The organism is Micromonospora sagamiensis, assembly GCF_014680085.1.
GTDB classification, from domain to species: domain Bacteria; phylum Actinomycetota; class Actinomycetes; order Mycobacteriales; family Micromonosporaceae; genus Micromonospora; species Micromonospora inyonensis.
The window spans coordinates 230,423-254,144 of sequence record NZ_AP023438.1 but is presented as its reverse complement, the minus strand read 5'-3'; the positions used below and the strand labels follow the sequence as shown (position 1 = coordinate 254,144).

The 23,722-nt window shown below is 69.9% G+C and carries 21 protein-coding genes; 8 read left to right on the top strand and 13 right to left on the bottom strand.

The window, feature by feature from the left end; all coding sequences use genetic code 11:
- The first annotated feature begins 24 nt into the window (after positions 1-24).
- From IGA62_RS00915 to IGA62_RS00895, 5 genes are read left to right on the top strand one after another with little or no spacing between them, the layout of a single operon-like run.
- Complete coding sequence (locus IGA62_RS00915) at positions 25-363, top strand: acyl carrier protein (protein WP_145817082.1); 339 nt, start codon at positions 25-27, stop codon at positions 361-363.
- Positions 360-1,229: an alpha/beta fold hydrolase gene (locus IGA62_RS00910; protein ID WP_145817084.1), complete on the top strand. Its 870-nt coding sequence runs from the start codon at positions 360-362 to the stop codon at positions 1,227-1,229. Before IGA62_RS00915 ends, IGA62_RS00910 begins: the two co-directional genes overlap by 4 nt.
- A 24-nt stretch (positions 1,230-1,253) precedes the next feature.
- Positions 1,254-2,213 (top strand): sulfotransferase domain-containing protein, encoded by a 960-nt coding sequence (locus IGA62_RS00905; RefSeq protein WP_145817086.1) that lies wholly within the window; start codon positions 1,254-1,256, stop codon positions 2,211-2,213.
- A gap of 31 nt (positions 2,214-2,244) precedes the next feature.
- The gene (locus IGA62_RS00900) at positions 2,245-2,793 is read left to right on the top strand and encodes an RNA polymerase sigma factor (protein ID WP_145817088.1); all 549 of its coding nucleotides are present in this window, start codon (positions 2,245-2,247) and stop codon (positions 2,791-2,793) included.
- Positions 2,790-3,494 carry a hypothetical protein gene (locus tag IGA62_RS00895; protein ID WP_232624837.1) on the top strand — a complete coding sequence of 235 codons (705 nt, stop codon included), beginning with the start codon at positions 2,790-2,792 and terminating at the stop codon, positions 3,492-3,494. Before IGA62_RS00900 ends, IGA62_RS00895 begins: the two co-directional genes overlap by 4 nt.
- Before the next feature lie 82 nt (positions 3,495-3,576).
- Here the strand turns inward: IGA62_RS00895 and IGA62_RS00890 are convergent, their stop codons facing one another.
- Positions 3,577-5,169, bottom strand: coding sequence for a DUF4153 domain-containing protein (locus tag IGA62_RS00890; RefSeq protein WP_232624836.1), 1,593 nt, complete (start codon positions 5,167-5,169; stop codon positions 3,577-3,579).
- Between the two features lie 55 nt (positions 5,170-5,224).
- Here IGA62_RS00890 and IGA62_RS29840 point away from each other — a divergent pair, with 55 nt between their 5' ends.
- Positions 5,225-5,674, top strand: coding sequence for a hypothetical protein (locus tag IGA62_RS29840; protein WP_232624835.1), 450 nt, complete (start codon positions 5,225-5,227; stop codon positions 5,672-5,674).
- Between the two features lie 270 nt (positions 5,675-5,944).
- Here the strand turns inward: IGA62_RS29840 and IGA62_RS00885 are convergent, their stop codons facing one another.
- Complete coding sequence (locus IGA62_RS00885) at positions 5,945-6,409, bottom strand: hypothetical protein (RefSeq protein WP_145817090.1); 465 nt, start codon at positions 6,407-6,409, stop codon at positions 5,945-5,947.
- A 200-nt stretch (positions 6,410-6,609) separates the two neighbouring features.
- The gene (locus IGA62_RS00880; RefSeq protein ID WP_145817092.1) at positions 6,610-7,590 is read right to left on the bottom strand and encodes a helix-turn-helix domain-containing protein; all 981 of its coding nucleotides are present in this window, start codon (positions 7,588-7,590) and stop codon (positions 6,610-6,612) included.
- 265 nt (positions 7,591-7,855) lie between these two features.
- Here IGA62_RS00880 and IGA62_RS00875 point away from each other — a divergent pair, with 265 nt between their 5' ends.
- Positions 7,856-8,818 carry a zinc metalloprotease gene (locus tag IGA62_RS00875; RefSeq protein ID WP_145817094.1) on the top strand — a complete coding sequence of 321 codons (963 nt, stop codon included), beginning with the start codon at positions 7,856-7,858 and terminating at the stop codon, positions 8,816-8,818.
- Between the two features lie 79 nt (positions 8,819-8,897).
- Here IGA62_RS00875 and IGA62_RS00870 read toward each other — a convergent pair whose 3' ends face one another.
- The 4 genes from IGA62_RS00870 to IGA62_RS00855 all read right to left on the bottom strand — a co-directional run bounded on the left by IGA62_RS00870 (position 8,898) and on the right by IGA62_RS00855 (position 15,415).
- On the bottom strand, positions 8,898-9,809 hold the full coding sequence (locus IGA62_RS00870) for a phosphotransferase family protein (protein WP_198501175.1): 912 nt from the start codon (positions 9,807-9,809) through the stop codon (positions 8,898-8,900).
- Positions 9,810-9,934: 125 nt separating this feature from the next.
- Complete coding sequence (locus tag IGA62_RS00865; RefSeq protein WP_232625022.1) at positions 9,935-11,533, bottom strand: glycoside hydrolase family 27 protein; 1,599 nt, start codon at positions 11,531-11,533, stop codon at positions 9,935-9,937.
- Positions 11,534-11,734: 201 nt separating this feature from the next.
- The gene (locus IGA62_RS00860) at positions 11,735-13,135 is read right to left on the bottom strand and encodes an endo-1,4-beta-xylanase (RefSeq protein ID WP_198501238.1); all 1,401 of its coding nucleotides are present in this window, start codon (positions 13,133-13,135) and stop codon (positions 11,735-11,737) included.
- A 180-nt stretch (positions 13,136-13,315) separates the two neighbouring features.
- The gene (locus IGA62_RS00855) at positions 13,316-15,415 is read right to left on the bottom strand and encodes a family 43 glycosylhydrolase (RefSeq protein WP_232624834.1); all 2,100 of its coding nucleotides are present in this window, start codon (positions 15,413-15,415) and stop codon (positions 13,316-13,318) included.
- A 692-nt stretch (positions 15,416-16,107) separates the two neighbouring features.
- Between IGA62_RS00855 and IGA62_RS00850 the strand changes: the two genes are divergently transcribed.
- Positions 16,108-17,628, top strand: a complete 1,521-nt coding sequence (locus IGA62_RS00850; RefSeq protein ID WP_190289242.1) for a non-reducing end alpha-L-arabinofuranosidase family hydrolase — start codon at positions 16,108-16,110, stop codon at positions 17,626-17,628.
- A gap of 73 nt (positions 17,629-17,701) precedes the next feature.
- On the opposite strand, the gene IGA62_RS00845 is transcribed toward IGA62_RS00850, so the two are convergent.
- From IGA62_RS00845 to IGA62_RS00820, 6 genes are all read right to left on the bottom strand, one after another.
- Positions 17,702-18,343, bottom strand: coding sequence for a hypothetical protein (locus IGA62_RS00845; protein WP_145817104.1), 642 nt, complete (start codon positions 18,341-18,343; stop codon positions 17,702-17,704).
- A complete protein-coding gene (locus tag IGA62_RS00840; protein WP_145817106.1) occupies positions 18,316-18,561 on the bottom strand; it encodes a hypothetical protein in 246 nt (81 codons plus the stop codon). Before IGA62_RS00840 ends, IGA62_RS00845 begins: the two co-directional genes overlap by 28 nt.
- A gap of 39 nt (positions 18,562-18,600) precedes the next feature.
- Entirely contained in the window at positions 18,601-20,058 is a 1,458-nt protein-coding gene (locus IGA62_RS00835) for an NAD-dependent succinate-semialdehyde dehydrogenase (protein WP_145817108.1), read from the bottom strand.
- 74 nt (positions 20,059-20,132) lie between these two features.
- Positions 20,133-20,894: an IclR family transcriptional regulator gene (locus tag IGA62_RS00830; protein WP_186499789.1), complete on the bottom strand. Its 762-nt coding sequence runs from the start codon at positions 20,892-20,894 to the stop codon at positions 20,133-20,135.
- A gap of 11 nt (positions 20,895-20,905) precedes the next feature.
- A complete protein-coding gene (locus tag IGA62_RS00825; RefSeq protein WP_145817112.1) occupies positions 20,906-21,997 on the bottom strand; it encodes an ABC transporter ATP-binding protein in 1,092 nt (363 codons plus the stop codon).
- The gene (locus tag IGA62_RS00820; RefSeq protein ID WP_145817114.1) at positions 21,994-23,688 is read right to left on the bottom strand and encodes an ABC transporter permease subunit; all 1,695 of its coding nucleotides are present in this window, start codon (positions 23,686-23,688) and stop codon (positions 21,994-21,996) included. The genes IGA62_RS00825 and IGA62_RS00820 overlap by 4 nt, the downstream gene beginning before the upstream one ends.
- Positions 23,689-23,722: the final 34 nt, after the last annotated feature.

Below are 23,722 nucleotides of genomic sequence, written 5' to 3'. Positions count from 1 at the left end.
CGCGATCACGAGAGGGGACATCACATGTCCGTAGACCAGGCCACCATCCTCGCCGAGGTCGCCGCGATGGTGCACGCGATCCGCGACGACGCCGGAGTCGACGGTGAGATCACCATGGCGACCAGGTTCCAGGACGACCTGGAGATGGAGAGCATCGACGTCATCTCCCTCGCCGGCCGCCTCCAGGCGCGGTACGGCAACGTGGTCAACTTCGCCCAGTTCGTGGCCAAACTGGACCTGGACTCCATTCGACAACTGCGGGTCGGCCACCTCGTCGCACACATCGCCACCGCGCTCGACGGGGCGGACGCGGACGCCGGCCATGCGGACGCCGGCCTCGGCACGGCGGGCCGGTCCGCATGAGCATCCTCCGGGCCAACGGACTCGCCGTCCACGTGGAGCAGCTCCGGCCGCCCGAAGCGGCGCCCGGCGTACCCGGCGGTGGCCCCACCGCCGTGCTGATCCACGGCCTGGCCACGGACAACCTGGCGAGCTGGTATCTCAGCATGGCCCACCCGCTCGCCGCCGCCGGCCTCCGCGTGATCATGTACGACCTGCGCGGGCACGGGAGGAGCGAGCGGCCGCCGGCGGGCTACACGCTGGACCACTTCGTCGACGACCTGGCGGCGCTGCTGGCCGTGCTCGACGTCACCGGTCCGGTCCACCTGCTGGGCAACTCCTTCGGGGGCACGATCGCGTTCGGCTACGCGGCACGTCACCCCGAGCAGGTCGCCGCGATCGCCGCCGTCGAGTCCTCCCCGCCCACCGCGGCCTGGTTCGGGCGGGTGGCCAAGCGGCTCGACGCCGCCGCCGCACAGCTGACGGACGAGCACGTGCTCGCCAGGATCAGCGTCGAACGCGGGGAGCGGGCCAGCCGCCGGGCCAGGACGGCTCGCGAGGTGCTCGTCGCCACGAGCCTCACGCGCGACCTGCCGGCCAGCCGGCTACCGGCCGAGGAGCGGATAGCCGCGGTCCGGTGCCCGGGGCTGTGGGTGTACGGCGGATCCTCGGCCGTGGTCGAGCTGGCCCCCGACGTCGAGCGGCTGCTGCCACACGCGCGGATCGTCACCGTGCCCGGCCAGCGGCACTCCATCCTCATCGACCAGCCGGACACCGTCCGCGACATCGTCCTGTCCTGGCTGCGCCAGGACTGTGGCCTCCACCCCGGCCCCGCCGCAGCCGGACGTGACGGTCCCGACCAGCCGCCCTCACCCGTCACCCTGCACTGACCCGCATCACTCAGGAGGTTGTCGATGGACGCATCGAGCCCTGACCAGGCGATCATCATCAGCACCGGGCGGTGTGGGTCGACGTTGCTGTCCGACCTGATCGCCGAGCAGCGCGACACGCTGTCGGTCCAGGAGTTCTTCGTGCCGATGGGGTCCTGGATCGAGGACCGGGAGAGGCTCAGCGGTGCCGAGTACTGGTCGAGGGTGAGCGAGCCCAACCCGGCACTCTCCGCCCTCTTCCGGATCGGACTCCCGCCGCCCGAGGTGCGCTACCCCGAGAACGGCCGGTGGGCCGGCAATCTCGGGGAGCTGCCGCGGGTTCTGGCGACCACGTTGCCGAAGATCTCGTCCGATCCGGACCACCTGTACGACACACTCGCCGAACGGGTGCCCGGGTTTCCCACCCAACCGGTGGCGCAGCACCATCGGATGTTCCTGGAGCTGCTCACCTCGCTCCACAACCGGCGGCGCTGGGTCGAGCGTTCCGGTGGCTCCAGCCACTTCGCCCTGTCCCTGCTGAAGCACTTTCCGACTGCGAAGATTGTCTATCTGACCCGGAGCTGGGCGGACACCGCCGAGTCGATGAGGCGCCACTCCTACTTCCAGCTCCTCGAGCTTCGCATGAACGCGTTCCGCCGGTACGGGCTCGACCCGTTCGAGCTTGCCGCCGGCCAGCCGGTGCCGGAGGAGATGGAGCGCTACCTGCCCGGCCAGCTGACGGCCCGGACGCTACGCGAACGCGGCGGGGACATCGGGCACTACCTGGTCCTGTGCGCGTTCCTCGCCAACGAGGCCGAGCAGGCCATCGCCGACGCCGGGCCGCGCGAGCTGTTGACGATGACGTACGAGGACCTCGTCGACGACCCGCTGACGCAGCTCGGTCGGCTGGGCCGGTTCCTGGGCTTCGACGACTGGGCGCCGTGGGCGCACCGGGTCGTCGGGTCGGTGGAGACCCGCCCTCGCGGGCTCCAAGCCAGGCTGTAACCCGGATCGCAGATGCGGAAACAGAACCGGTATGGAAGAAGACGACCGGGCAAGATTCGTGGAGTTGTTCCGGCGACATTACGGCGCCGTCATGCGGTACGCGGCACGTCGGGTGGGATCGGACCGAGCGCCCGACGTCGTCAGTGAGACGTTCCTCGTGGCTTGGCGGCGGTTGTCCGATGTGCCGGTAGCCGACCCGCTGCCTTGGCTGTACGCGACGGCCCGTCATCTGATCGGCAACGAGATCCGAGGGCGAAGCCGGCAGGCGAGGTTGACCTCCAGGATGGGTGAGGTCGTCGAGATGGTGGCGGCCGATCACGCCGATGTGGTGGTCGACCAGGTACGAGTGCGCCGCGCGTTGGCCGAACTCCCGGAACGCGACCAGGAGGCACTGCGGTTGGCCGCCTGGGAGGGCCTGGACGCCAGCGCCGCCGCCAGGGCGATGGGGTGCAGCCGCACCGCGTACAAGGTCCGCCTGTATCGCGCTCGGACGCGGCTGGCAGCCGCGTTGGAACCTACACAGGCCCAGAAGCCCGCAGACGCCGCGCTTCTCCCGTTGGCTCACGAAGGAGGCTCATGATGGTGAGCGATCGGCTGTTGCGCGAGGCGGATCCCGCCGCCGACTGGCGTGTGGATCCCGAAGCGTCCGAAGCCCAGGCCATGCTGGCCGGCATTCTCGCGACGCCGCGCGACGGTGACGCCGAACGATCCGGGCTGGTGTCGCGCCGGCGCCTCGCCACGACCTGGCGGGCATGGCGCCGGCGGATCGCGTTCGGCGTCGCCGCGACCGTGGCAGTGGCGCTCGGGGCGCCGACGGTGTTCAGCGGCGGACCCAAGGGGGCCGCTGCCGCGTACGCGGTCACCGCGAAGCCTGACGGGTCTGTGGAACTCACCGTGCGGTGGGAACAGTTGGACGACGTGGACGGGCTCGTGACCACGCTCCGCAAAGCCGGTGTACCCACGGAGGTGCGCTCCGGCATGCCCGCTCGTTTCTGCGCCGCTCCCGCAGATCGGGACCGGAACAGCCAAGCTCTGAACGAGTACCACCCCCACGGTGGATCGGTCTCCACCGACGGTTACCTCATGCGGCCGACGTTGTTTCCCGCCGGCAGCACCCTGGTCATCTCGACCTTCTCCGACCGGGCGATGGCCTACACGATGCTCTACCTTGCGCCGGCCGGTTCCAGCGCCTGCGCCCTGAGCGGCTTTGTCGGTACCGCTCGCTACACCGGGCCCGGACCCCGTCCAACCCGTGTCACCATGCCGCAACCGACAGAGTGAGCATCGAGCCTGCCCCGTCCACCGGGCACCGGTGGACGGGGCGGTGCACGTCGACCGCCGGGGCTCGGGGGAGCCCGGCGGGTCAGCGGGGCTGGCGGGTCTTCGGCAGGTCGAACTGGTCGGCCGCCCGGCAGTCGCGCGGCCCGCCGACCGCGTCCGGACCGGCCCGGTCGAGGGCCTGCCGGGCGCGGAGCCGGCCTAGGTTCCAGGCGTACCAGGGGTCCGGCTCGTCGAGGTCCTCGGCGATCCAGCTCAGCGTGCAGCGGCGTACCGGGCCGGGCAGGCCGGCCAGGGCGGGGGTCGCGTCGGCCGACAGCGCCCGCAGATACCAGGCGTCGATCTTGCCGGTCTCCTGGTACCGGTCGATGTTGCGTCCGGCGGCGTACCCCTCCGGGTTGAGCACTGCCAGGCCGAGCAGCATCGCCACCGCGAGCGCCACCGTCCCGCGCGGGATCCAGCCGCCCCGCAGCCGTAGCCCGGCGACGAGGATCATCAGGAAGATGCTGCCGAGCAGCAGCTCGAACGCCATCACGAACAGGCGCTCGCCGGTGAAGCTGTAGACCTTCTGGTACGTGTACATCCGGGACAGTGCCGAGATCACGATCACGACGCTGAGGGCACTCAGCGCACCGAGCAGGACACGCAGCACGATCCGCTCGGCCTTGCTCTCCCGTCGCGCCCAGCGCCCCACCCCGCCGAGCACCGCCACCGTCAGCAGGGTGACCGCCACGAGCTGCCAGAAGCCGCTGCGGGCGTACTCGGCGTAGTTCAGGCCCGCGGTACGCAGTACGTGCCGCTCGCCACCGAACAGCACGGTGAACTGCACCGCCACGAAACCGCCGAACAGCAGGGTCAGCGCGCTGATGGCCGGCGCCCACTCCGTCATGCCGAGGCTGCGGCGGGTCGGCCGGTCCACCGCCGACAGGTCCGGTGGCGCGGAGAGGGTCCACACGGCGGCCACCACGCAGAGCGCGCCCACCGCGGCGAGGAAGATCCAGCGGAACACCGTACCCACGTTGACCTCGGGCACGATCGCACCGAGCAGCACCGAGAACGCGCCGTCGGCGGAGGCGAGCAGGGTACCGAAGACGACCAGCGCGGCGATGGTGGCCGTGGCCGAGCCGACCACCCGACGCAGCAGCCCCGGGTCGGCACCGGACCGGAAGTGGGCGCGCACCCAGGGCAGGCCCCGGAACGCCGCGGTCGGCGCGGCAACCAGGCTGAACAGGATCGACCGGATGCGCCGGCCCCCGACCACGCCGAGCGCCGCGCAGCCCAGCGCGGCCAGGACGCAGAACGTCACCAGCCACCAGGCGTTGCGGAACGCCGGCACCGCCAGCAGCGCCAGCGCCGCACCCGCCCAGCCGGCCCGAACCCACCGTTCGGCACGCGGCAGCTCGGCCACCGCCCGCCGGACCGCGAACACCACCGCCACGGTCACCGCCAGCCAGCCGAGGAACCACCCGATTCCGGTGCGGCTAAGCGGCACGAAGAACGCCAGCCCGAGCGCGCCGACACCGACCGCGGCGGGCACCGCCCGCCCCCGGGCCGGCTTCGGTCCGGGCCAGTACCGCTGGAGGAACGACGGTCCGGGCGGCTGCGGCCGGTAGAAGCCACCGGCCATCCCCGGGTACGTCGGAACACCGGGCCGGCCGCCGACGGCGACGGGGTGCACCGGAGGACCGAACGTCCGAGCGGGCGGCGTGCTGCCGGCGGTGACGGGTGTCGCGGTGGGTGAGGGAGGGCCGCCGGGGCTGGACGCGGTGGTCGCCGGGGTGCCCGTGGTCGCCGGGGCGCCGGTGGGCGCGGCGGCCGGTACCGCCGGGGCGGGCGCCGCCGCCGGAGTGGACGCTGCCGCCGGGGCGGACGCCGCCGAGGACCCGCTGGCGGCCGGTCCGGGCCCGCTCGCCGGAGCACCGGCGGGCGGCGGGTCCACGGTCGACGTCGACAGTGGACCCGCCGCCTCGGCTGGGGCCGTGGACACCGTCGCGGCAGCCGCGCCCGACGCGGCCACCGGCACCAGTGGGATGAACACGGCGTACCCGCGGGTGCCGGGCGGAAGTTCGACCGGGATCGCCCACGCGGGCTGGCCCTCCGGCCACGGGATGGCGCCGGGGGCTTCGTCACCCGCCGGCATGGCCAGCAGGTACGGCGGCATGGTGCCGCCGCCGGAGGCCTGATGGGGCGGTCGGGGCGCCGGTGGCTGCGTCACGGCACTCTCCTCGTTAGGGGTGGGGCACACTGTACGGCCGACCCATCCCACACGCCGCCCCGCCGTCGGGGGCGACCCGCCCCGCCGAGACCCGTGTCCGGCCGCAGGTCACCCCCCCCGGTGGTGGGCCCGCCACCGCTACTCCGGGCGCGTCGGCCTCGCTCCGGTCCGGTGCACGGGTCGGGTCTTCTCCCGGCTTCCGGTACCTCGATCCCGATGTGCGGCGGTTGTTGTCGCGTCAGCAGGGGTCAATGTAATAAATGGGATCCCAGTCGATCCGTACCGGATCGGGGTCCGGGTCGAGGGCTACCTGGATGACCCGGTTCTGGTTGAGCAGGAGTGCTCTGGCGCTGCCGGTCTGGGCGTTCTTGGCAGAACCGTCGCCGATGAAGTTGGTGAGCGAGCGTTCGGTGCAGTAGTAGAGGTAGTAGACGGTGTGCAGACCGTTGCCCTCGCCGGCCGCGACACACAGCCGGCCACTCGGGCAGAGGTCGATGAGGAGGTTCCGGCCGTCCGTGTCCACGTGGGGGAAACGCTTCTCGCGGTCGGTGTAGAACGGGCTGATCACCGGTGTCCAGGCCATCGCGTGGACGTCGTCCCTGCTCGTCGTCGCCTCGCGGGTGGTTTCCGTGGCCTGCGCCGCCGGGGCGGCCATGGCGAACACCGAGACGAGCGCGGTCAATGCGGCGGCAACGGTCAGCATTCGGGGGCGCGACCGTGAGGTTCGGTCGGTGCGCCCAGGGGAGGGGCTTCTCCGGGGTTGTGACATTTTCGATTCCGTTCCTCTCGGGACGTGGCGTGCGGGTGCCGGCAGATCGGCAGTGCGCGGGGCGCATCACCGTCCGCCACCAAGAGGATGCAGCCCGTGGCGCGAGATGTCCTTACGGCTGCGTGCACAGTTGTTCAGTCTGCGTGCACTCGTGTGGTCTGGCGGCGGAACTGGCGCGGGGAGAGGCCGTAGGCGCTGCGGAATGCCTGGCTGAAGTGCGCGGGGCTGCTGAACCCCCACCGGGCCGCGATCGCCTGGATCGGGCGGCCGTCCAGGCGGGGGTCGGTGAGGTCGCGCCGACACCGCTCCAGGCGGAGCTCGCGGACGTAGCCGGCGACGGTCTGCCCGTCCTGCTGGAACAACTTGTGCAGATAGCGCAAAGAGATGTGGTGGGCTGAGGCGATCGCGTCCGGGGTGAGCCGCGCGTCACCCAGGTGGTGCCGGATGAAGGATTTGATCTGCGCCATCAGTGCGCGCTGCCGGGTGCGGGGCGGCACCACGCTCTCGCACTCCAGCGCGTGGGCGAGCGCCGTGCCGAGCACCTCGACGGTGAGGGTGGACAGCCGGCGGACATCCGAGGGACCGAGCTCGGGCATGCGTTGGGCCAGATGCAGGAGGAACTGTGACGTCAGCGCACCGACGCCCTGGTCACCCGGGATGCGCACTGCGGTCAGGCCCCGCATGTCCGCCGGGGGGATCGGCAGGAGCGAGCGCGGCGTGTGCAGAAGCAGGACCCGGCTCAGCCGAATGTGCGGCGCGGGCTCGATGCGGTAGGGACGCGAGGGGTCGAGGAGAACCAGGTCCCCGCCACCCACGTCCGCGCTCCGGCCGTCCTGGGTCACCGTACCGCCGCCGCGCACGGTGCAGACGACCTCGAACACCTCGGGGTCGGCCTGGCGGATGCGTCTCGGCGTGCGGTGGAGCGAGTGTGGCATCACGGTCGCCAGGGCCGCCCGCACGGGACCGAACGAGCTGAATCCGGCATGCGCCCAGAACTCGTTCTCCACGCGCGGGTCGCAGTGCAGGTCATAGGGTACGGCGAGCTTCGAGATCACCTCGCGCCAGTAGGCGAACCGCTCCGCCGGGGGGACATCGTCGGTGCTGACCGCGTCCATGACCCCATGGTGTCGCGACGCGTCCGAGCGGCACCACCAGGATCGCAGTCGACACCCCGACATCACCCACCTGCGCAGCGCGATGGGCAGCCTAATCGACATTTGTCGCGGCCGCAGCGATGTCGGAGGTCGTCTCTTTGGGGCCTGTTGTCGACGTCGACGGCGTGTTTTCATACCGGGACGACGATGGCGGTGGTCTTCCCCGCGGCGGCCCTCGGCCTCCTGCTCCGTGAACCCCCCATCTCCCGCGCGTGAAAGGGCAACTATGCGCAGAAAATCCACCTTCCAACTGGCAGTCCTGATCGCTACCGCGTCGACGTTCCTGGCTGCCGGCGGCGCCTCCGGAGCGGTGAACACGGCAGCGCCCGGGACCGCCTCCCCGGGTGCCGCGGCGTGTGAGCCGGGCGCCGATGTGCACAGCGCGGCGCGGGTGCGCGAGGGCGCCACCGTGCACGAGCCGGAGTTGTACTCCAAGAACGAGGCGAACGCCTACGGCGTGATCAAGGACTCGCCGCGCCTGGCCAACGGCAGCGTCACCGTGCCCACGGTCTTCCACATGGTCTCCGACCACGCCTTCAGCGCCGCCGAGACGGAGAGGTGGAAGACCCTGATCGCGGCGCAGATGACGGTGCTCAACGACTCGTTCGCGGGCCGCACCGCGACGGACGCCTCCGACACGCCGTTCCGGTTCTCGCTCGTCGACACCACCTGGACGGTGAACAGCGACTGGTACACGGTCGTGCCGGGCAAGAACGAGCGGGACATGAAGCAGGCGCTGCACACCGGCGACTCCCGCACCCTGAACGTGTACGCGGCCAACATCGGCGACGGGCTCCTCGGTTGGGCGTACTTCCCGAAGGGCTACAACAACGGCCGGGACTACATCGACGGCGTCGTGATGCTCGACGAGTCGATGCCGGGCGGAACGGCGGGCAAGTACGCCCTCGGCGACACGCTGACCCACGAGGTCGGGCACTGGCTGATGCTGGAGCACACCTTCGCGCACGGCTGCGCCGCTTCCGGTGACTACGTCGCCGACACTCCGCGGGAGGCGGCGCCGCAGTTCAACTGCCCGCAGGGCGCGGACAGCTGCACCGCACCCGGTCTGGACCCGATCCACAACTTCATGGACTACACGCAGGACTCCTGCATGAACATGTTCACCCCGGGCCAGGCGGACCGGATGAGCGACGCCTGGGTTGCCTTCCGGGCCGGCGGCAGCAAGTAGTCAAGCACTGACAGCACGTGTCCGGGTTGGCGGGCCGCGATCAGCGGCCCGCCAACCCTTTTCGATGAACGGCTTCGATTCAGCCGGACGGGTCCATCAGGGCGGTGACGTAGGCGTCCAGCCGCTGCTCCACGACTCGCGTCGTCAGGTCCGTCCGGCCTGCCTCGCGCCATGGCTGCGCCACCGACCGCACCTCCTCTGAGCACGCCAGCGCGTCCCGCACCTGCCAGTACAGCCGTTCGCTCGCGGCAGCGGCCAGCACTCCGCCGGCCTCCTCGTACGCCTGCGCGAACCGGCGGCCCCAGGTCGGGCCGTGCAACAGCGCGAGATTGGTGGCGCAGTGCGCCACATCGAGATCCGCCGGGCCCCAGGAGGTCCCCGCCCAGTCGACGACCCCGGTGATCCGGGCACCTGCCGGCCCGGGGGCCGGCAGGTCGAACAGCACGTTGCCGGGTTGAAAGTCGCGGTGCAGGAATCGCCCTTCATAGGGCGGCGCGGGCTTGCGGATCACGTCGATCGCCGCAGCCCACGCCGCCGCGTCGGCGACCGTCGGCGTCACGACGGTGTCGGCGGTCGTCAACGTCGCGTACTTCCGGGGCCGCTCGGTGGGTCGCACCGCGTGGATCGCCACGAGCTGACGGGCCAACAGGAGAACGCGCGTCTCCACGCCCTCATCGTGGAGGACGGTCCGGCCGGCCAGATGCGTCATCAGGAGCGACGGATACCCGCAATGCGTGGCGGTCGGATCGACCGCGACCAGTTCAGGAGCCGGCACGTCGGTCCGCGTGAGCAGGGACAGGGCGTCGGCTTCCCGGTTCAGCCAGTCCTCGGCGTGCCCCAGGTAGAACGGGTCGACGAAGCTCCGCAGCACCAGGGCCCGGGTGCTGCCGTCCGGCCTGCCGATGGTCAGCCTCCGCATCTGGGCGGTGATGCCGCCGAGCAGCACCTCGGTCCTGACGATTCGTTCGCCGACCTCCAGGTGCCGGCTCACCCAAGCCAGTGTCAACGGTAGGACAGACGCCGCGTCATCGTGGTTGGTCACCGTGACACCTCATCATCCGGAGGGCAGCATGCGTGCCTTTCCACCTCGTTGACGGTGTCCGCCGTTGAACAGAATCACACCCGGCTCCACCGTTGGTTGGTGTTGCCGTGGCAGGACCAGAGGATGACCGGGGTCCCGTTCGCTGTGCCGCCGTTGTCGACATCCACGCAGAGGGACGGGAAGCGGACGTTGCTGACCGTGCCGTTGCCGTTGAACGTCCACTGCTGGTTGGTGCCGCCGTTGCAGTCCCAGATCTGCACCCGCGTCCCGTTGCCCGCGCTCGTCGGGGCGTCGAGGCACTTGCCGAGGATCCGCAGCGTCTGCCCGTTCTGGCTGACCTGCTGGTTGGGGTTGTGGTGGCAGTCCCAGATCAGGGTCCCGGTGCCGTTGGCGGTGTTCGAGTTGTCGAGGTCGAGGCACCGCCCGGCCGACTCGCTGCGGAGCCGGAACGTGGTGGGCGTCGGGTTGGTGGTGCCGCCACCGCTGACCCGGTACACCACCGTGCCGTGCGCCGGGACGCTCGCCGAGATGGTTCCCGTCGTGGTGGAGGTGACGTTGGTCCACGCCTCCCGCAGGGCGAACGAGCTGCCGGTCTTGCCGATCGCCGCCGCCGTGGTGGAGACCGTCGTGGTGGTGCCGCCCTGGTTGAACAGGGCGACCGCGACGTCACCGTCGGCCAGCCGCTTCGCCAGGATCCGTCGGGTGCCGTCGTGGGACACCTGGACGCCCTGGAGACCGAGGGAGTCCTGGTTGATGGCGACCAGGTGGTGGTTCTTCAGGATCGTCAGCGTCGCCGCGCTGGCCGAGCGTAGGTCGTTGCCCATCATGAGCGGCGCTGCCATCATCGCCCACAGCGCGAAGTGACTCCGCATCTCGGTGTCGTTCATGCCGCCGTTGCCGACCTCGAGCATGTCCGGGTCGTTGAATCCGCCGGGGGCCGCATATCCGGCCAACGGCACGTTGACGTCGACGATGTTCTGGATGCCCATCGGGTAGCCGTTGGTCTGGCCGGTGTTCCACGCGTTGGTGATGTCCTCGGTGGTCCGCCAGAGGTTCGCCACGTCGCTCCAGTTGCGCCGTGGGCCGGTCTTGTCGTGGATGCTGTTCGGGTTGATGCTGTAGACGATCGGCCGTCCGGTCGCCGCCAGCGCGTCGCGCATGATGCCGAACCTCGCCACCTGGTCGTCCATCGTCCCGGTGGGGGAGCACCAGTCGTACTTCAGGTAGTCCACACCCCAGGCGGCGAACTGCCGAGCGTCCTGGTATTCGTGTCCGAGGCTGCCCGTGGAACCGGGAAAGGCGTCGAAGTACTGGGCGCAGGTCTGCTCCAGCGGCGCCTGGTAGATGCCGAACAGCAGGCCCCGCGAGTGCAGGTAGTCACCGAGCGCCTTCATGCCGCTCGGGAACCGCTGCGGGTGGGCCTGGAGGTTGCCCTGCGCGTCGCGGTCCGGGTTGAACCAGCAGTCGTCGACGACGACGTACCTGTACCCGAGGTCCCGCAGGCCGTTGTTGACGATCGCGTCGGCCATCTGGTGGATGAGGGTCTCGTTGATGTTGCAGCCGAAGGTGTTCCAGGTGTTCCAGCCCATCGGCGGGGTCCGGGCGACGCCGTTGTTCAGGGCCTGGGCCGGACGGGGTGCGATGACGGCGTCGGCGACGCTGGTGGCGAGCATCACCGCCGAGACGCCGAGGACGGCCATCAGCCATCTCTTCGCTCTGAGCATGCTGTCTCTCCTGTGGAGTGAGGCCGCAGGTCGCCCACACCGCCCTCCCGCCCACCGGGCAGGAAAGTCGGTGTGGGCGACGCTGTCAGCAGATCCGGCCCAGCCGCCGGAGCAGGGCGATGTCGTCGCCGCTGGCGGCGGGGCCCGTGGTCATCCGACGCGGACGAGTTGCCACTGTTGGTTGTTGCCGCCCCAGTCGGTGTACTGGACGACGTTGGCGCCGTCGGCGGTGGAGGCGCCCTGGACCTCGACGGCCTTGCCGCTGTTGCGGTTGATCAGCCGGATGTAGCCGCCGGTGGAGTCGGCGGGTCGGAACTGTTGGTTGGTGCCGTTGAGGTCGGTCCACTGGACGATGGTGCCGCCGTCGGTGGTGGACCAGTTGTGCACGTCGAGGACCTTGCCGGAGTGGCGGGACTTCAGCCGGTAGTAGCCGCCGCCGGAGTCGACGAACTGCCACTGTTGCCAGGCTCCGTCGCCACGGGTCCACTGGGTGATCCGCGCGCCGTCGTTGGTGGCGAGGTTGTACACGTCCAGGGCCTTGCCGCTGTTCCGGTTCACCAGCACGTACCAGGCGCTCGTGTCCACCGGACTGCCCGGCGGTGTGGTGGGGGTGGTGCCGCCGGAGTTGAGCGCGTCGAGGACGGCGGTGTACGCCGGCTTCTTGTTGCCGTTGGCGTCGAACAGCAGCGGGTTCTGGCCGGTGCGCCAGGAGTCGCTGTCCCGGATACCCCACACGGTGATGCCGGTGCAGCGGGGTACGGCCAGGCAGGCCCGGGTCACGGTGCCGTAGACGGCCGCCTGGTTGGAGCCGGCGATGTCCAGTTCGGTGATCTGCACGTCGACGCCGAGGTCGGCGAAGCGCTGGAGGTTGGCCTGATAGTCGCTGGGCACCGAGTTGGTCAGGTGGGACTGGAACCCGACACAGTCGATGGGTACGCCTCGGGCCTTGAAGTCGCGAACCATGTTGTAGATGCCGGTGGACTTCGCGTTGACGCCGTCGGTGTTGTAGTCGTTGTAGCAGAGTTTGGCGTTCGGATCGGCGGCGCGGGCGGCACGGAACGCCGCCTCGATCCAGTCGTTGCCGGTGCGTTGGAGGTTCGAGTCACGCCTGCCGCCGCTGGTGCCGTCGGCGAACGCCTCGTTCACCACGTCCCAGGAGTGGATCTTTCCTCGGTAGTAGCTGGCGACCTGGGTGACGTGGTTGATGGCCGCGCTGCGCAGCGCGGAGCCGGACATGTTCTGGGCCCAGGCCGGTTGCTGGGCGTGCCAGAGCAGGGCGTGGCCGCGGATGCTCATCCCGTTGGCGCGGGCGTGGTTCACGATGCGGTCCGCGTTGGTGTAGGAGAACCGGCCCTGGGAGGGCTCGGTGGCGTCCCACTTCATCTCGTTCTCGGCGGTCACCGAGTTGAACTCACGGTTGAGGATGGTCACGTACTGGCTGTCGGAGAGCTTGAATGCCGCTACGGCCGTACCGAAGTAGCGCCCCTTCTCCGCTGCCGAGGCCCCGAGAGTGGTGGCCGCGTCGGCCGGACCGGGGGAGACGAGCGCCATGGTGGCGGCGACGAGCCCGACGCCCACCGCGGAGAGGGCAGCCTTCCACCCCCGTGGTCTGCGGACGGGGGTTGGCTGGCTTCTGGTTGTCGTCATCGTTGTCCTTCCAGGGGTGCGGGTGTCGATGGGTCGGTGGACGTGAGGAGCTGCACCGGTTCTGGACCGCCGCTCATCCTGGGATCAGGGAGTGGTCGTCTCGAACCGGCGGACGGTGACGGCGCCGCCGAGAGCCTGGGTGGCGTAGTTGAAGATCCCGTATCGGTAGCCCATGAAGAACTGCCAGGCGTTGTTCAGGGTGAAGGCCGGTCCGAGGGTCGTGAAGGTGACGCCGTCCGTGCTGTACGAGAACCGTGCCTGCCGACCGGTCCCCGGGCGGATGTCGGCGTTGATCCGCAGCCAGATCCGGCCGCCCGAGATGGGGGCGCTGGCCGCCTCGACGCCGGTGCCGGTGGTGTTCCAACTGCCGTCCATGGTGAGGCCGTTGGTCATCACCACCCGGGTCGTGCCGTTGTCACGTTTGACCCCGATCCACGCCGAGGAGTCGCGGAGCATGGCGAGGCCGGCCCGGTCTCCGTTGCTCATGGCGGAGTGGTCGAGGTCGATCGTCGCGGTGGAGGTCGGGCCCTGGATCCGGTGGGTGACGGTGTTGCGGGCCGAGTAGAGGTCGTTGGTCACGGTCGCGGTCTGGAGTCGCAGTCCGTTGTTGACGCTGTACCTGCTGGTGTCCGGGTTGTGGTTCCACTCCCACCGGTGGCCCAGGCCCGGCCCGGTGAAGGTGTCCGCGCCGATCATCGGCTGCACGGTCCGTGACGTCGTGATGTTCGGCTTCGGGTAGGTGACGCCCCACCGGCCGTTGACGGTCTGGAGAACGGGCCAGCCGTCGGCGGTCCAGGTGATCGGCGCGAGGGTCGGCACCCGGCCGCCCGGGTACGCGTCGGTGAAGGCCATGTAGTACCAGTCGCCGTTCTGCGTCTGCACCAGGCCCCCCTGGTGCGGGACCCCGCCCCCCGAGATGGGGCCGGGCAGGTCCAGCAGCACCTGGCGCATCTCGTACGGCCCGAACGGCGAGCTCGACTTCAGGACGTACTGTCCGTTGGCCGGTCGGGTGAGCCAGATGTAGTAGCTGCCGTTGCGCTTGTAGAAACGTGCGCCCTCCAGGGTGCCGACGTTCGACGGCGTGGTGAAGACCTGCTGCGCGCGGACCTGGGACAGACCGTCCGCGGACAACTGCGCGACGCTGATGGTGCCGTTGCCGTAGGCCACGTACATGGTGTCGTTGTCGTCGATCAGCAGGCCGGCGTCGTAGTAGCAGTTGTTGATCTGAGACCGCTTCTGCCAGGCGCCGTCGACCGCTGCCGCCGTGTAGACGTACGTCCGGTTGAACTCGACACAGCCCATCCAGTAATAGGTGCTGTTGCTGCGGCGGTAGTTCAACGTCGAGGCCCAGATGCCCTTGACGTACGCGCGCCCGCCGGTCAGGTTGTAGGCGTTCGACCCGAAGTCCAGGCTCGGCACCGAGTGGCCGGCGTACTCCCAGTTCACCAGGTCGTACGAGCGCAGGATCGGCGCTCCGGGCGAGTAGTGCATCGTCGAGGCCGAGTAGTAGTAGGCGTCCCCGACGCGGATGATGTCGCCGTCGGCGAAGTCCTGCCACACCACCGGATTGGTGAACTGCTCACCGCCGGCTGGTGGGGTGGTGGGGGCGGTGCCGCCGTCGACGCGGACGAGTTGCCACTGTTGGTTGTTGCCGCCCCAGTCGGTGTACTGGACGACGTTGGCGCCGTCGGCGGTGGAGGCGCCCTGGACCTCGACGGCCTTGCCGCTGTTGCGGTTGATCAGCCGGATGTAGCCGCCGGTGGAGTCGGCGGGTCGGAACTGTTGGTTGGTGCCGTTGAGGTCGGTCCACTGGACGATGGTGCCGCCGTCGGTGGTGGACCAGTTGTGCACGTCGAGGACCTTGCCGGAGTGGCGGGACTTCAGCCGGTAGTAGCCGCCGCCGGAGTCGACGAACTGCCACTGTTGCCAGGCTCCGTCGCCACGGGTCCACTGGGTGATCCGCGCGCCGTCGTTGGTGGCGAGGTTGTACACGTCCAGGGCCTTGCCGCTGTTCCGGTTCACCAGCACGTACCAGGCGCTCGTGTCCACCGTCGCGGCGGAAGCCGCCGGCGCGGCGACGAGCGCCGCGACACCACCGGCGAGGACCGTCACGACCGCCACCAACGCCGCCGGCCATCGTCGGCGCCACCGGGACGGCGGCGAAGCCACATCGATGTCGTTCATGCCTCTCCTTCGATAGGAGTTCGGTCGCAGCGAACATCCGCCCCGACTGGCGGCCCGCCCGACTGCGGAGAGCGCAGCTCATGCCCGGAAACGAGTTGCTGCACCGGCCCAGGACACGGCAACTCCCCACCTCGATACCTCCACCACCGAAAATGTGAGCGCTAACATCATCGGGCGAGCGCTGGTCGCTCGCACGGGAAGAGTTGGCCTTCTCCGGTGGTCTCCATCGAAGTAAGGCGATGTTACGTGACGCCTTCGTGGGCATCAAGAGGCGCGGGAAAACTCGATGCGGTCCAGGGTCGAGGCCGTGTGAGCGTTCAAGCGGATCCGTCCGTCTCCGACTGTCCGCACCCTGGTCGGATCGGTTCGGTGGTCGTTCCGTGGGGCGTTACGCCTTGGCGACGAGCGGCGTGCGCTGCGGGGATCCGACGAGGGCTGCGGTGCGCCACCGGCTGGCGAGCCGGTGCATGGCGGCTTGACGGACGGCATGTTATCGCTCACAGTCGATGGTTGAGGCGACGGCGCGTGTGGGCTTACCGGGCAAGCCCTGTTTCGTCGGGCCGTGAGGGTGTCGTCCGGGCAGGCGGGCGCCCTGTGACCGCTAACATCACCGACGCGCGACACCTGGCCGTGCGTCATGGTCGTCCACCCCTCGGGTGGGCCGGTCGACTCATCGTCGATGAAGGAGGATCATGTCTGCCTTTGGTAGGTCTCCATCGGTCGCGCCGCCGTCGCGGCGGCGTGGGTGGTTGCTGCGGTTCGTCACCGCTGGGGTGGCGGCGGTGGTGGTCGGGGGTGCCGCCGCCGCGGTGGTGTCCGCACCCGCCGCCGCGGCAACGGTCGACACGAGCGCGTGGTACGTGTTGGTCAACCGCAACAGCGGCAAGGCCCTGGACGTGTACAACCTGGCCACCAACGACGGTGCGCGCATCGTGCAGTGGGCGCGGAACGACGGCAACCAGCAGCAGTGGCAGTTCGTGGACTCGGGCGGTGGCTACTACCGGTTGCGGTCCCGGCTGTCCGGCAAGGTGCTGGACGTCTACAACTGGTCCACCGCCAACGGCGCCAGCATCGTGCAGTGGACCGACGGTAACGGGTCCAACCAGCAGTTCCGGTTGGCCGACTCCGACGGTGGCTACGTCCGGCTGATCAACCGGAACAGCAACAAGGTGGTGGAGGTGCAGGGCGCCTCGACCGCAGACGGTGGGAACATCGTGCAGTACGACGACTGGAACGGCAGTAACCAACAGTGGCAACTCGTCCGCGTCGACGGCGGCGGGAACCCCACCACGCCGCCGCCCGGCACGTGTGCTCTTCCGTCGACGTACCGCTGGTCGTCGACCGGCGCGCTGGCGCAGCCGAAGTCCGGGTGGGTCTCGCTCAAGGACTTCACGCACGCCCCGTACAACGGCCGGCACCTGGTCTACGCCACGACGCACGACACCGGGACGCGGTGGGGCTCGATGAACTTCGGCCTCTTCAGCAACTGGTCAGAGATGGGGTCGGCCAGCCAGAACGCCATGCCGTTCTCCGCCGTGGCGCCCTCGCTGTTCTACTTCGCCCCGAGGAACATCTGGGTGCTCGCCTACCAGTGGGGCTCGACCGCCTTCTCCTACCGGACCTCGACCGACCCCACCAACGTCAACAGCTGGTCCTCGGAGCAGCCGCTGTTCACCGGGAGCATCTCCGGCTCCGGCACGGGGCCCATCGACCAGGCACTCATCGGTGACGGCACGAACATGTACCTGTTCTTCGCCGGGGACAACGGCAAGATCTACCGGGCCAGCATGCCGATCGGGAACTTCCCCGGCAACTTCGGCTCGTCGTATACGACGATCATGAGCGACACGACGAACAACCTTTTCGAGGCGGTCCAGGTCTACAAGCTCCAGGGCCAGAACCGGTACCTCATGCTCGTCGAGGCGATCGGCGCGCAGGGTCGTTACTTCCGCTCGTTCACGGCCACCAGCCTGAACGGTTCGTGGACGCCGCAGGCCGCGACCGAGAGCAATCCCTTCGCCGGCAAGGCCAACAGTGGCGCCACCTGGACCAACGACATCAGCCACGGCGAGCTGATCCGCAGCAACGCCGATCAGACCATGACCGTCGATCCTTGCCACCTGCAGTTGCTCTACCAGGGGCGTTCCCCCAACTCCGGCGGCGACTACGGCCTCCTGCCCTACCGGCCGGGTCTGCTGACGCTACAGCGCTAGAAGTCGAGCGGCGGGCTCGGTGACAGGCCGGGCCCGCCCGCGGCAGGCGTTCACCTCCGGAGGCGTCGCCGGGTCAGTAGCCTTCAGCCTCCCGCACGGCGTCGGGGTGGGCGAAGAAGGCGCCACGATAGCGCGGCGGGTACGCCGGGTCGGGTGGAAAGGCGCGGTTGACGCCGAGTGCCACCTCGTGGCCGCCGTGGAGGAGCAGCTGCTTCGCTCCCGGAACGTACTCGTTCTCGACCCGGTACCGCAGTTCGGTGAACTCGGCCTCCACCGCGTCGCGGAGCGTCACGAGATCCAGGGTCTCCGGACCGCCGTTGACCCCTGCCTGTAGCGCTCTGGTCAGCGTGCTCGTGAACGGGTCGATCTCGCTGCCGAACAGCATCCCCCTGCTGGCGCCCAGCAGGGACAGGGGCGCGCGGTGCCGGGGACGGGCCGGTGGGGGCGGCTGGATGAAGTGCGGTGCGGCGGTTCCCGCAGCACCGCAGTCCAGCAGGACGACGAGGCGCGTGGCCCCACTGTCCCGCATGACGTCGGCGACCCTCGCCAACACCGACCGCCGGCTGCCCGGACACCCGGCCCACTGCTCCCCGCCATCCGGGGCCGCCCCGTGGTCCTGGCCGGTCGCGGCGTAGGAGAACAGCAGGACGTCCGACGTCGCCGCAGCGGCCCGCCGTACGGCGTCGATCACCGCGTCGGGGGACTCCCCGCGCACGAGCTGTTCGATGTGCGTCCCGAGGAACGGCGTACCGCGATGTCCCGGGAGGCGAGGGTGCGCGCCAACGCCCCGGTCGCCGCCACCGCCGACTCGTAGCCGTCGCCGAAGCCGTGGTCGGCGTCGGGCTCGGGGGTGTCCCGGCCGACGAGCACGGCTCGGGACCCGGCCAGGACGGGCAGGAGCGGCGATCGTCGCGGGTCGGAGTCGGCTGTCACCGCTCCAGTATGAGCACCGATCGGAGGCTGGCCGAGCTGTCAGGTGGCGGGCAGCGCCACGTAGGTGGTCTCGAGGTACTCCTCGATTCCCTCGAAGCCGCCCTCGCGGCCGAATCCCGAGGCCTTCAGGCCACCGAACGGTGCGGCCGGGTTCGAGATCAGTCCGGTGTTGACGCCGACCATGCCGTACTCGAGCAGTTCCGCCAGCCGCACCGTCCGGGCGAGGTCACGGGTGAAGACATAGGCGGCGAGGCCGTACTCGGTGGTGTTGGCACGGCGGACCGCCTCCTCCTCGGTGGTGAAGACGCTGACCGGGGCGACCGGGCCGAAGATCTCCTGGCGGTTGATCTCGGAGTCCTGCGCAACGTCGAGCAGCACCGTGGGGTGGTAGAAACAGCCGGGCCCCTCGGGAGCGGAGCCACCGACCACGAGGCGCGCCCCGTCCCGGACGGCGTCGGTGACGAGCCGGTGGACGGCGTCGACGGCGCGCTCGTCGATCAGCGGGCCGACGTCGACACCCGGGTCCTGACCACGGCCGACGACCAGCCGGCCCATTCGGTCGGCCAGCTTCTCGGCGAACTCCCGGGCGACGTCCGTGTGGACCAGGAAGCGGTTCGCGGCCGTGCAGGCCTCGCCCATGTTGCGCATCTTGGCGAGCATCGCGCCGTCGACGGCGGCATCGACGTCGGCGTCGGCGAAGACGAGGAAGGGAGCGTTGCCGCCGAGCTCCATGCTCAGCCGCTGCAACTGGTCGGCCGACTGGCGGACGAGCTGCCGTCCCACCGGGGTGGAGCCGGTGAAGGACACCTTGCGCAGTCGTGGGTCCGCCATCAGCGCCTCGCTCATCGCCGCGGCACGAGAGGTCGGCACGACGTTCAGGACGCCCGGTGGCAGCCCGGCCTCGTCGAAGATGTCCGCCAACGCCAGCATCGTGAGCGGCGTGAGCTCGGCCGGCTTGACCACCATCGTGCAACCGGCGGCGATCGCCGGACCGATCTTGCGCGTTCCCATCGCCATCGGAAAGTTCCACGGCGTGATGAGGAGGCACGGGCCGACCGGTTTGCGGACGGTGAGCAGGCGGCTGGCGCCATCGGGAGCGTGCATCCACCGGCCGTGGACGCGCACCGCCTCTTCGGAGAACCACCGGAGGAACTCGTTGCCGTAGGCGACCTCGCCCCTGGCCTCGGTGACCGTCTTGCCCATCTCCAGGCTCATCAGCTCGGCCAGCTCGTCCGTCCTGGCCCGGATCAGCTCGAACGCCCTGCGCAGGATCTCCCCACGGTCACGTGGCGCACTCGCCGCCCAGCCTGCCTGGGCGGCGACAGCGGCATCGAGGGCGTCGACCGCGTCCCGGACCGAGCCGTCCGCGACCGAGGCGAGGACGGACCCGTCGGCCGGGTCGCGCACCGTGAAGGTGGCTCCCTCCTCCGCCTCGCGCCAACCACCGTCGATGAAGAGGCCACGCTGATCGGGGCCGGGCAGAGTGCGTCCGGGCATGGGCGACTGAACTCCTCGGGGTGTGTCGGGCAGGGAGAGTCGCACCGGGTCCGGCGACTCGATCAGTGGGGCTCTCAGCGGCTGGCGGCCGCCGCGGCCCGCCGCAGAGCCGCCTGGACCTTCGCGATGTACTGCTCGTCCGACCGGGTCATCGGGACGACCACGGCCAGGACGCCGAGAAGGAGGTCGCCCCGGAAGACAGGGGCGGCGACCGCCCACGACTCCTCGGTCGACTCGCGACCGCTGTATCCCATGCCACGTTCTCGGATGGCGGCGCATTCGGCCCGGAGGTCGGCCAGGGTGCGCACGGCCCCGGACTCGGTCTTGAACTCGTCGGTGCCGGGCGGCAGGCCGAGGTAGCCGTGTTCGGCGTTGCTGAAGGCGATGAGGGCCTTACCGGCGGCACCCAGGTAGACCGGCCCGCGCTCACCGGGGTGGCAGACCCTCCGCACGAGCCTGGCGGACTCCGCCGACTCGATGCAGACCCGGTCGTTCCCGGCGCGGACGAAGAACGCCACGGTCTCGTCGAGCTCGTCGCGGAGGCTCGCGGCGGCCTCTCCGGCGAGCTTGCGGATCCCCGACCACTGGTCGCCGGCGTACAGGAGTGCGGTCAGTTCGGGCCCGGGAACGAACTGGCCGTCCTCGTCCTGCTGGAGGAAGTCCGCCATCTTCAGGGTTGCCAGGAGCCGCGATGCGGTGCTCAGGCTGACCCCGGCCTCGCCGGCCAGCTCGGTGAGTGTCCGGCTTCCGCGAGCGGCCGCGGAGAGCAGGTTGAGCGCCCGGATCACCGACCTGACTCCACGTTGCTCCGTGGGCTCGCATTCCAGCTCGGTCACCGCGTCCTCCTTCATCGTTCGGCCGTCGAGCCGAAGACGTTCACATCACGTGTCCGCCAGATCATGCCGACCGTTTCGCCGGTGCGGTAGGGATGCTCGCCGTCATCGTGCTGCATCTGCACCCGTACCGGGCCGAGTGTCTCAGAGTGGACGGTGTACATCGTGTGCGAGCCGAGGTACAGACGGTGCGTGACCTTCCCGGTGCAGTGGCTGAACCCGGACGGTGGGGCAGCGGTGACGTCCGTCAGCGCGATCCGCTCCGGACGTACCGCGGCCACGGACGCGTCGGCGGGCATGCTCCGGCCGTCGTCGAGTGCCAGCAGTCCGCCGTTCTCGACGCTCAGCCGTCCCGGGGCCTCGGGACGGACCGTGAGCATGTTGTTGGTGCCGAGGAAGTCCGCGACGAACGCGGACCGGGGCTGCTCGTAGAGCTCCCGTGGCGTCCCCATCTGCTCGATCCGGCCGTGGTTCATCAGGGCGACGCGATCGGACATCGACATCGCCTCCTCCTGGTCGTGGGTGACGTAGACCATCGTCACCTTCAACGCCTGCTGGAGCTGCCGCAGCTCGACCTGGAGCCGCTGTCGCAACTTGCGGTCGAGGGCGCCCAGCGGCTCGTCCATGAGCAGGAACGCCGGATCGAACACGATGGCCCGCGCCACCGCGATCCGCTGTTTCTGGCCACCGGAGAGCTGGTCGGGCAGCCGGTCGGCCGCAGCGGCCATGTCGACGAGCGTGAGCGCCCGGTCCACCCGCTCGGCGATGACCGTGCGCGGCTCCTTGCGCATCTCCAGCGGGAACGCGAGGTTGTCGCGGACCGACATGTGCGGGAAGAGCGCGTAGTCCTGGAAGACGACACCGATGTTGCGCTTGTCGCTCGGCACGTGCGCGATGTCGACGCCGTCGACCCGGATGGCTCCCGAGGTCGGCTCGGTGAAGCCGGCGAGCATCATCAGGGTCGTGGTCTTCCCCGAACCCGACGGGCCGAGCACGGTGAAGAACTCACCAGGCTCGATCGTGAGGGTGAGGTCGTCGACGGCGACGTGGTCGCCGTACTCCTTGCGGACGTTGTCGAAGTGGATCGCGCCCTGCCGGCGGGTCATGGGTTGCTCCTCCAGATCTGGGTGAGGCGGCGGACCAGCACATAGCCGAGCCAGACGACAGCGGCGCAGGCCATGACGAAGACGGAGATGACCGCCACGGTCGGGTTGGTCTCCAGGGAGAGCGCTTCGAAGATCCGCTTGGGGAGGGTCTTGACGTGCACGCCGGAGAGGAAGATCGCGACCGTCGACTCGTCGAACGAGGTCAGGAACGCGAAGAGGCTGGCGGTCGCGATGGACGGGGCGATCAGCGGTAGCACGATCCGGCGTAGCTGGACCGCCCGGCTCGCACCCAGGCTGGAAGCGGCCCGCTCGTAGACCGGACTGAGCGAGCGGAGCCCCGCGCTGACCACGCTGAACACGAACGGCAGAGCCAGCGTCACGTGGGCCAGGACGATCCCCAGCTCGGTGTCGACGAGCCCGATCCGCTCGAACTCCACGTAGAAGCCGGCAGCGGCGACCACCGTCGGGAACAGCAGCGGCAGCATCATCAGCGTCGAGGTCAGCGCTCCCCACCGGTGGGCAGTTCCCCGGACGACGCCCATCGCGGCGAGCGTTCCGAGCACTCCGGCGATGATGGTCACGAAGAACGCGATCCGGAGGCTGACCGCGAGCGGATCGAGCCAGCTCGCGGTGAAGAACTCCGCGTACCACTGGGTCGAGTAGCCGACCGGCGGGAAGACCAGCGCCTTGGTGGAGGCGAACGAGATCGGGACGACGATGAACTGCGGCGCCAGCACGAGGGCGCCGAGGACGGCGGCCAGGACCTTCGGCAGTCTGCGGCTGCGGGTGACCCCGAGGCGGTCGAGTGCGCCGGCCGCGCGGCCCGCGAGCTTGAGGCCGCGTCCGCCCCGGCGCCTGGCGCGGGCGGAGCGGGTGGCCGCGGTGCCGGATCGGCCCGCGAGTTCGGTCGTCGACATGCCGGTCAGCCGCTGGAAGCCCAGGACGATGGCCAGGACCAGGGTGCCGAGCACGAGAGCGGCGGCCGAGGCGAGGCCGTAGTCGCCGCTCTGCTTGATCGCACTGTGGATCAGCGAGCCGAGCATGCTGCCCTCGGAGCCGCCGAGGAGCGCGGGGATCACGAAGGCGCCGATGCCGTAGACGAAGCAGAGGACCGATCCCGCCTGGATGCCGGGCTTGGTCAACGGCAGGTAGACCCGGACGAACGCCTGGGCCGGCCCGGCGCCCAGGCTGGTCGCGGCGCGTGTCCGCGAGTCGCCGAGCGAGCGCATCGTGGCGGCCAGCGGCAGGATCATCAGCGGCAGCAGGTAGTGGGAGAGGCTGACGACGACCGCGATCGGGGTGAAGACCATCGCGACCGGCTCCAGCCCGACCTGCGCCAGCAGTTTGTTGACCGGGCCCTGGCGGCCGAGGATCACCAGCCAGGAGAACGACCGCAGCAGGATCGAGGTCAGGTACGGCGCCATGATCGCCACCGTCAGGAAGGTGCGCAGCCACTTGCCGCCGTGCACCATCTGGTATGCGATCGGGTAGCCGAAGACCAGCGCCAGCAACGTCGAGGCCGCGGAGATCAGGATCGTCCGTACGATGCTGTCGCGATAGCCGGAGTGCCCGAGAAGCCGGGTGAAGTTCTCCAGGCCGAAGGTCGGCTCCGTCACGCTGCGCAGGCAGAGGATCGCGACCGGAAGCACGAAGACCAGGGCCACGACCACGGCTGCCGGCGCCGCGCTCACATCCCAGCCGCGCCGGCGGTGGCGCCGGCCCCCC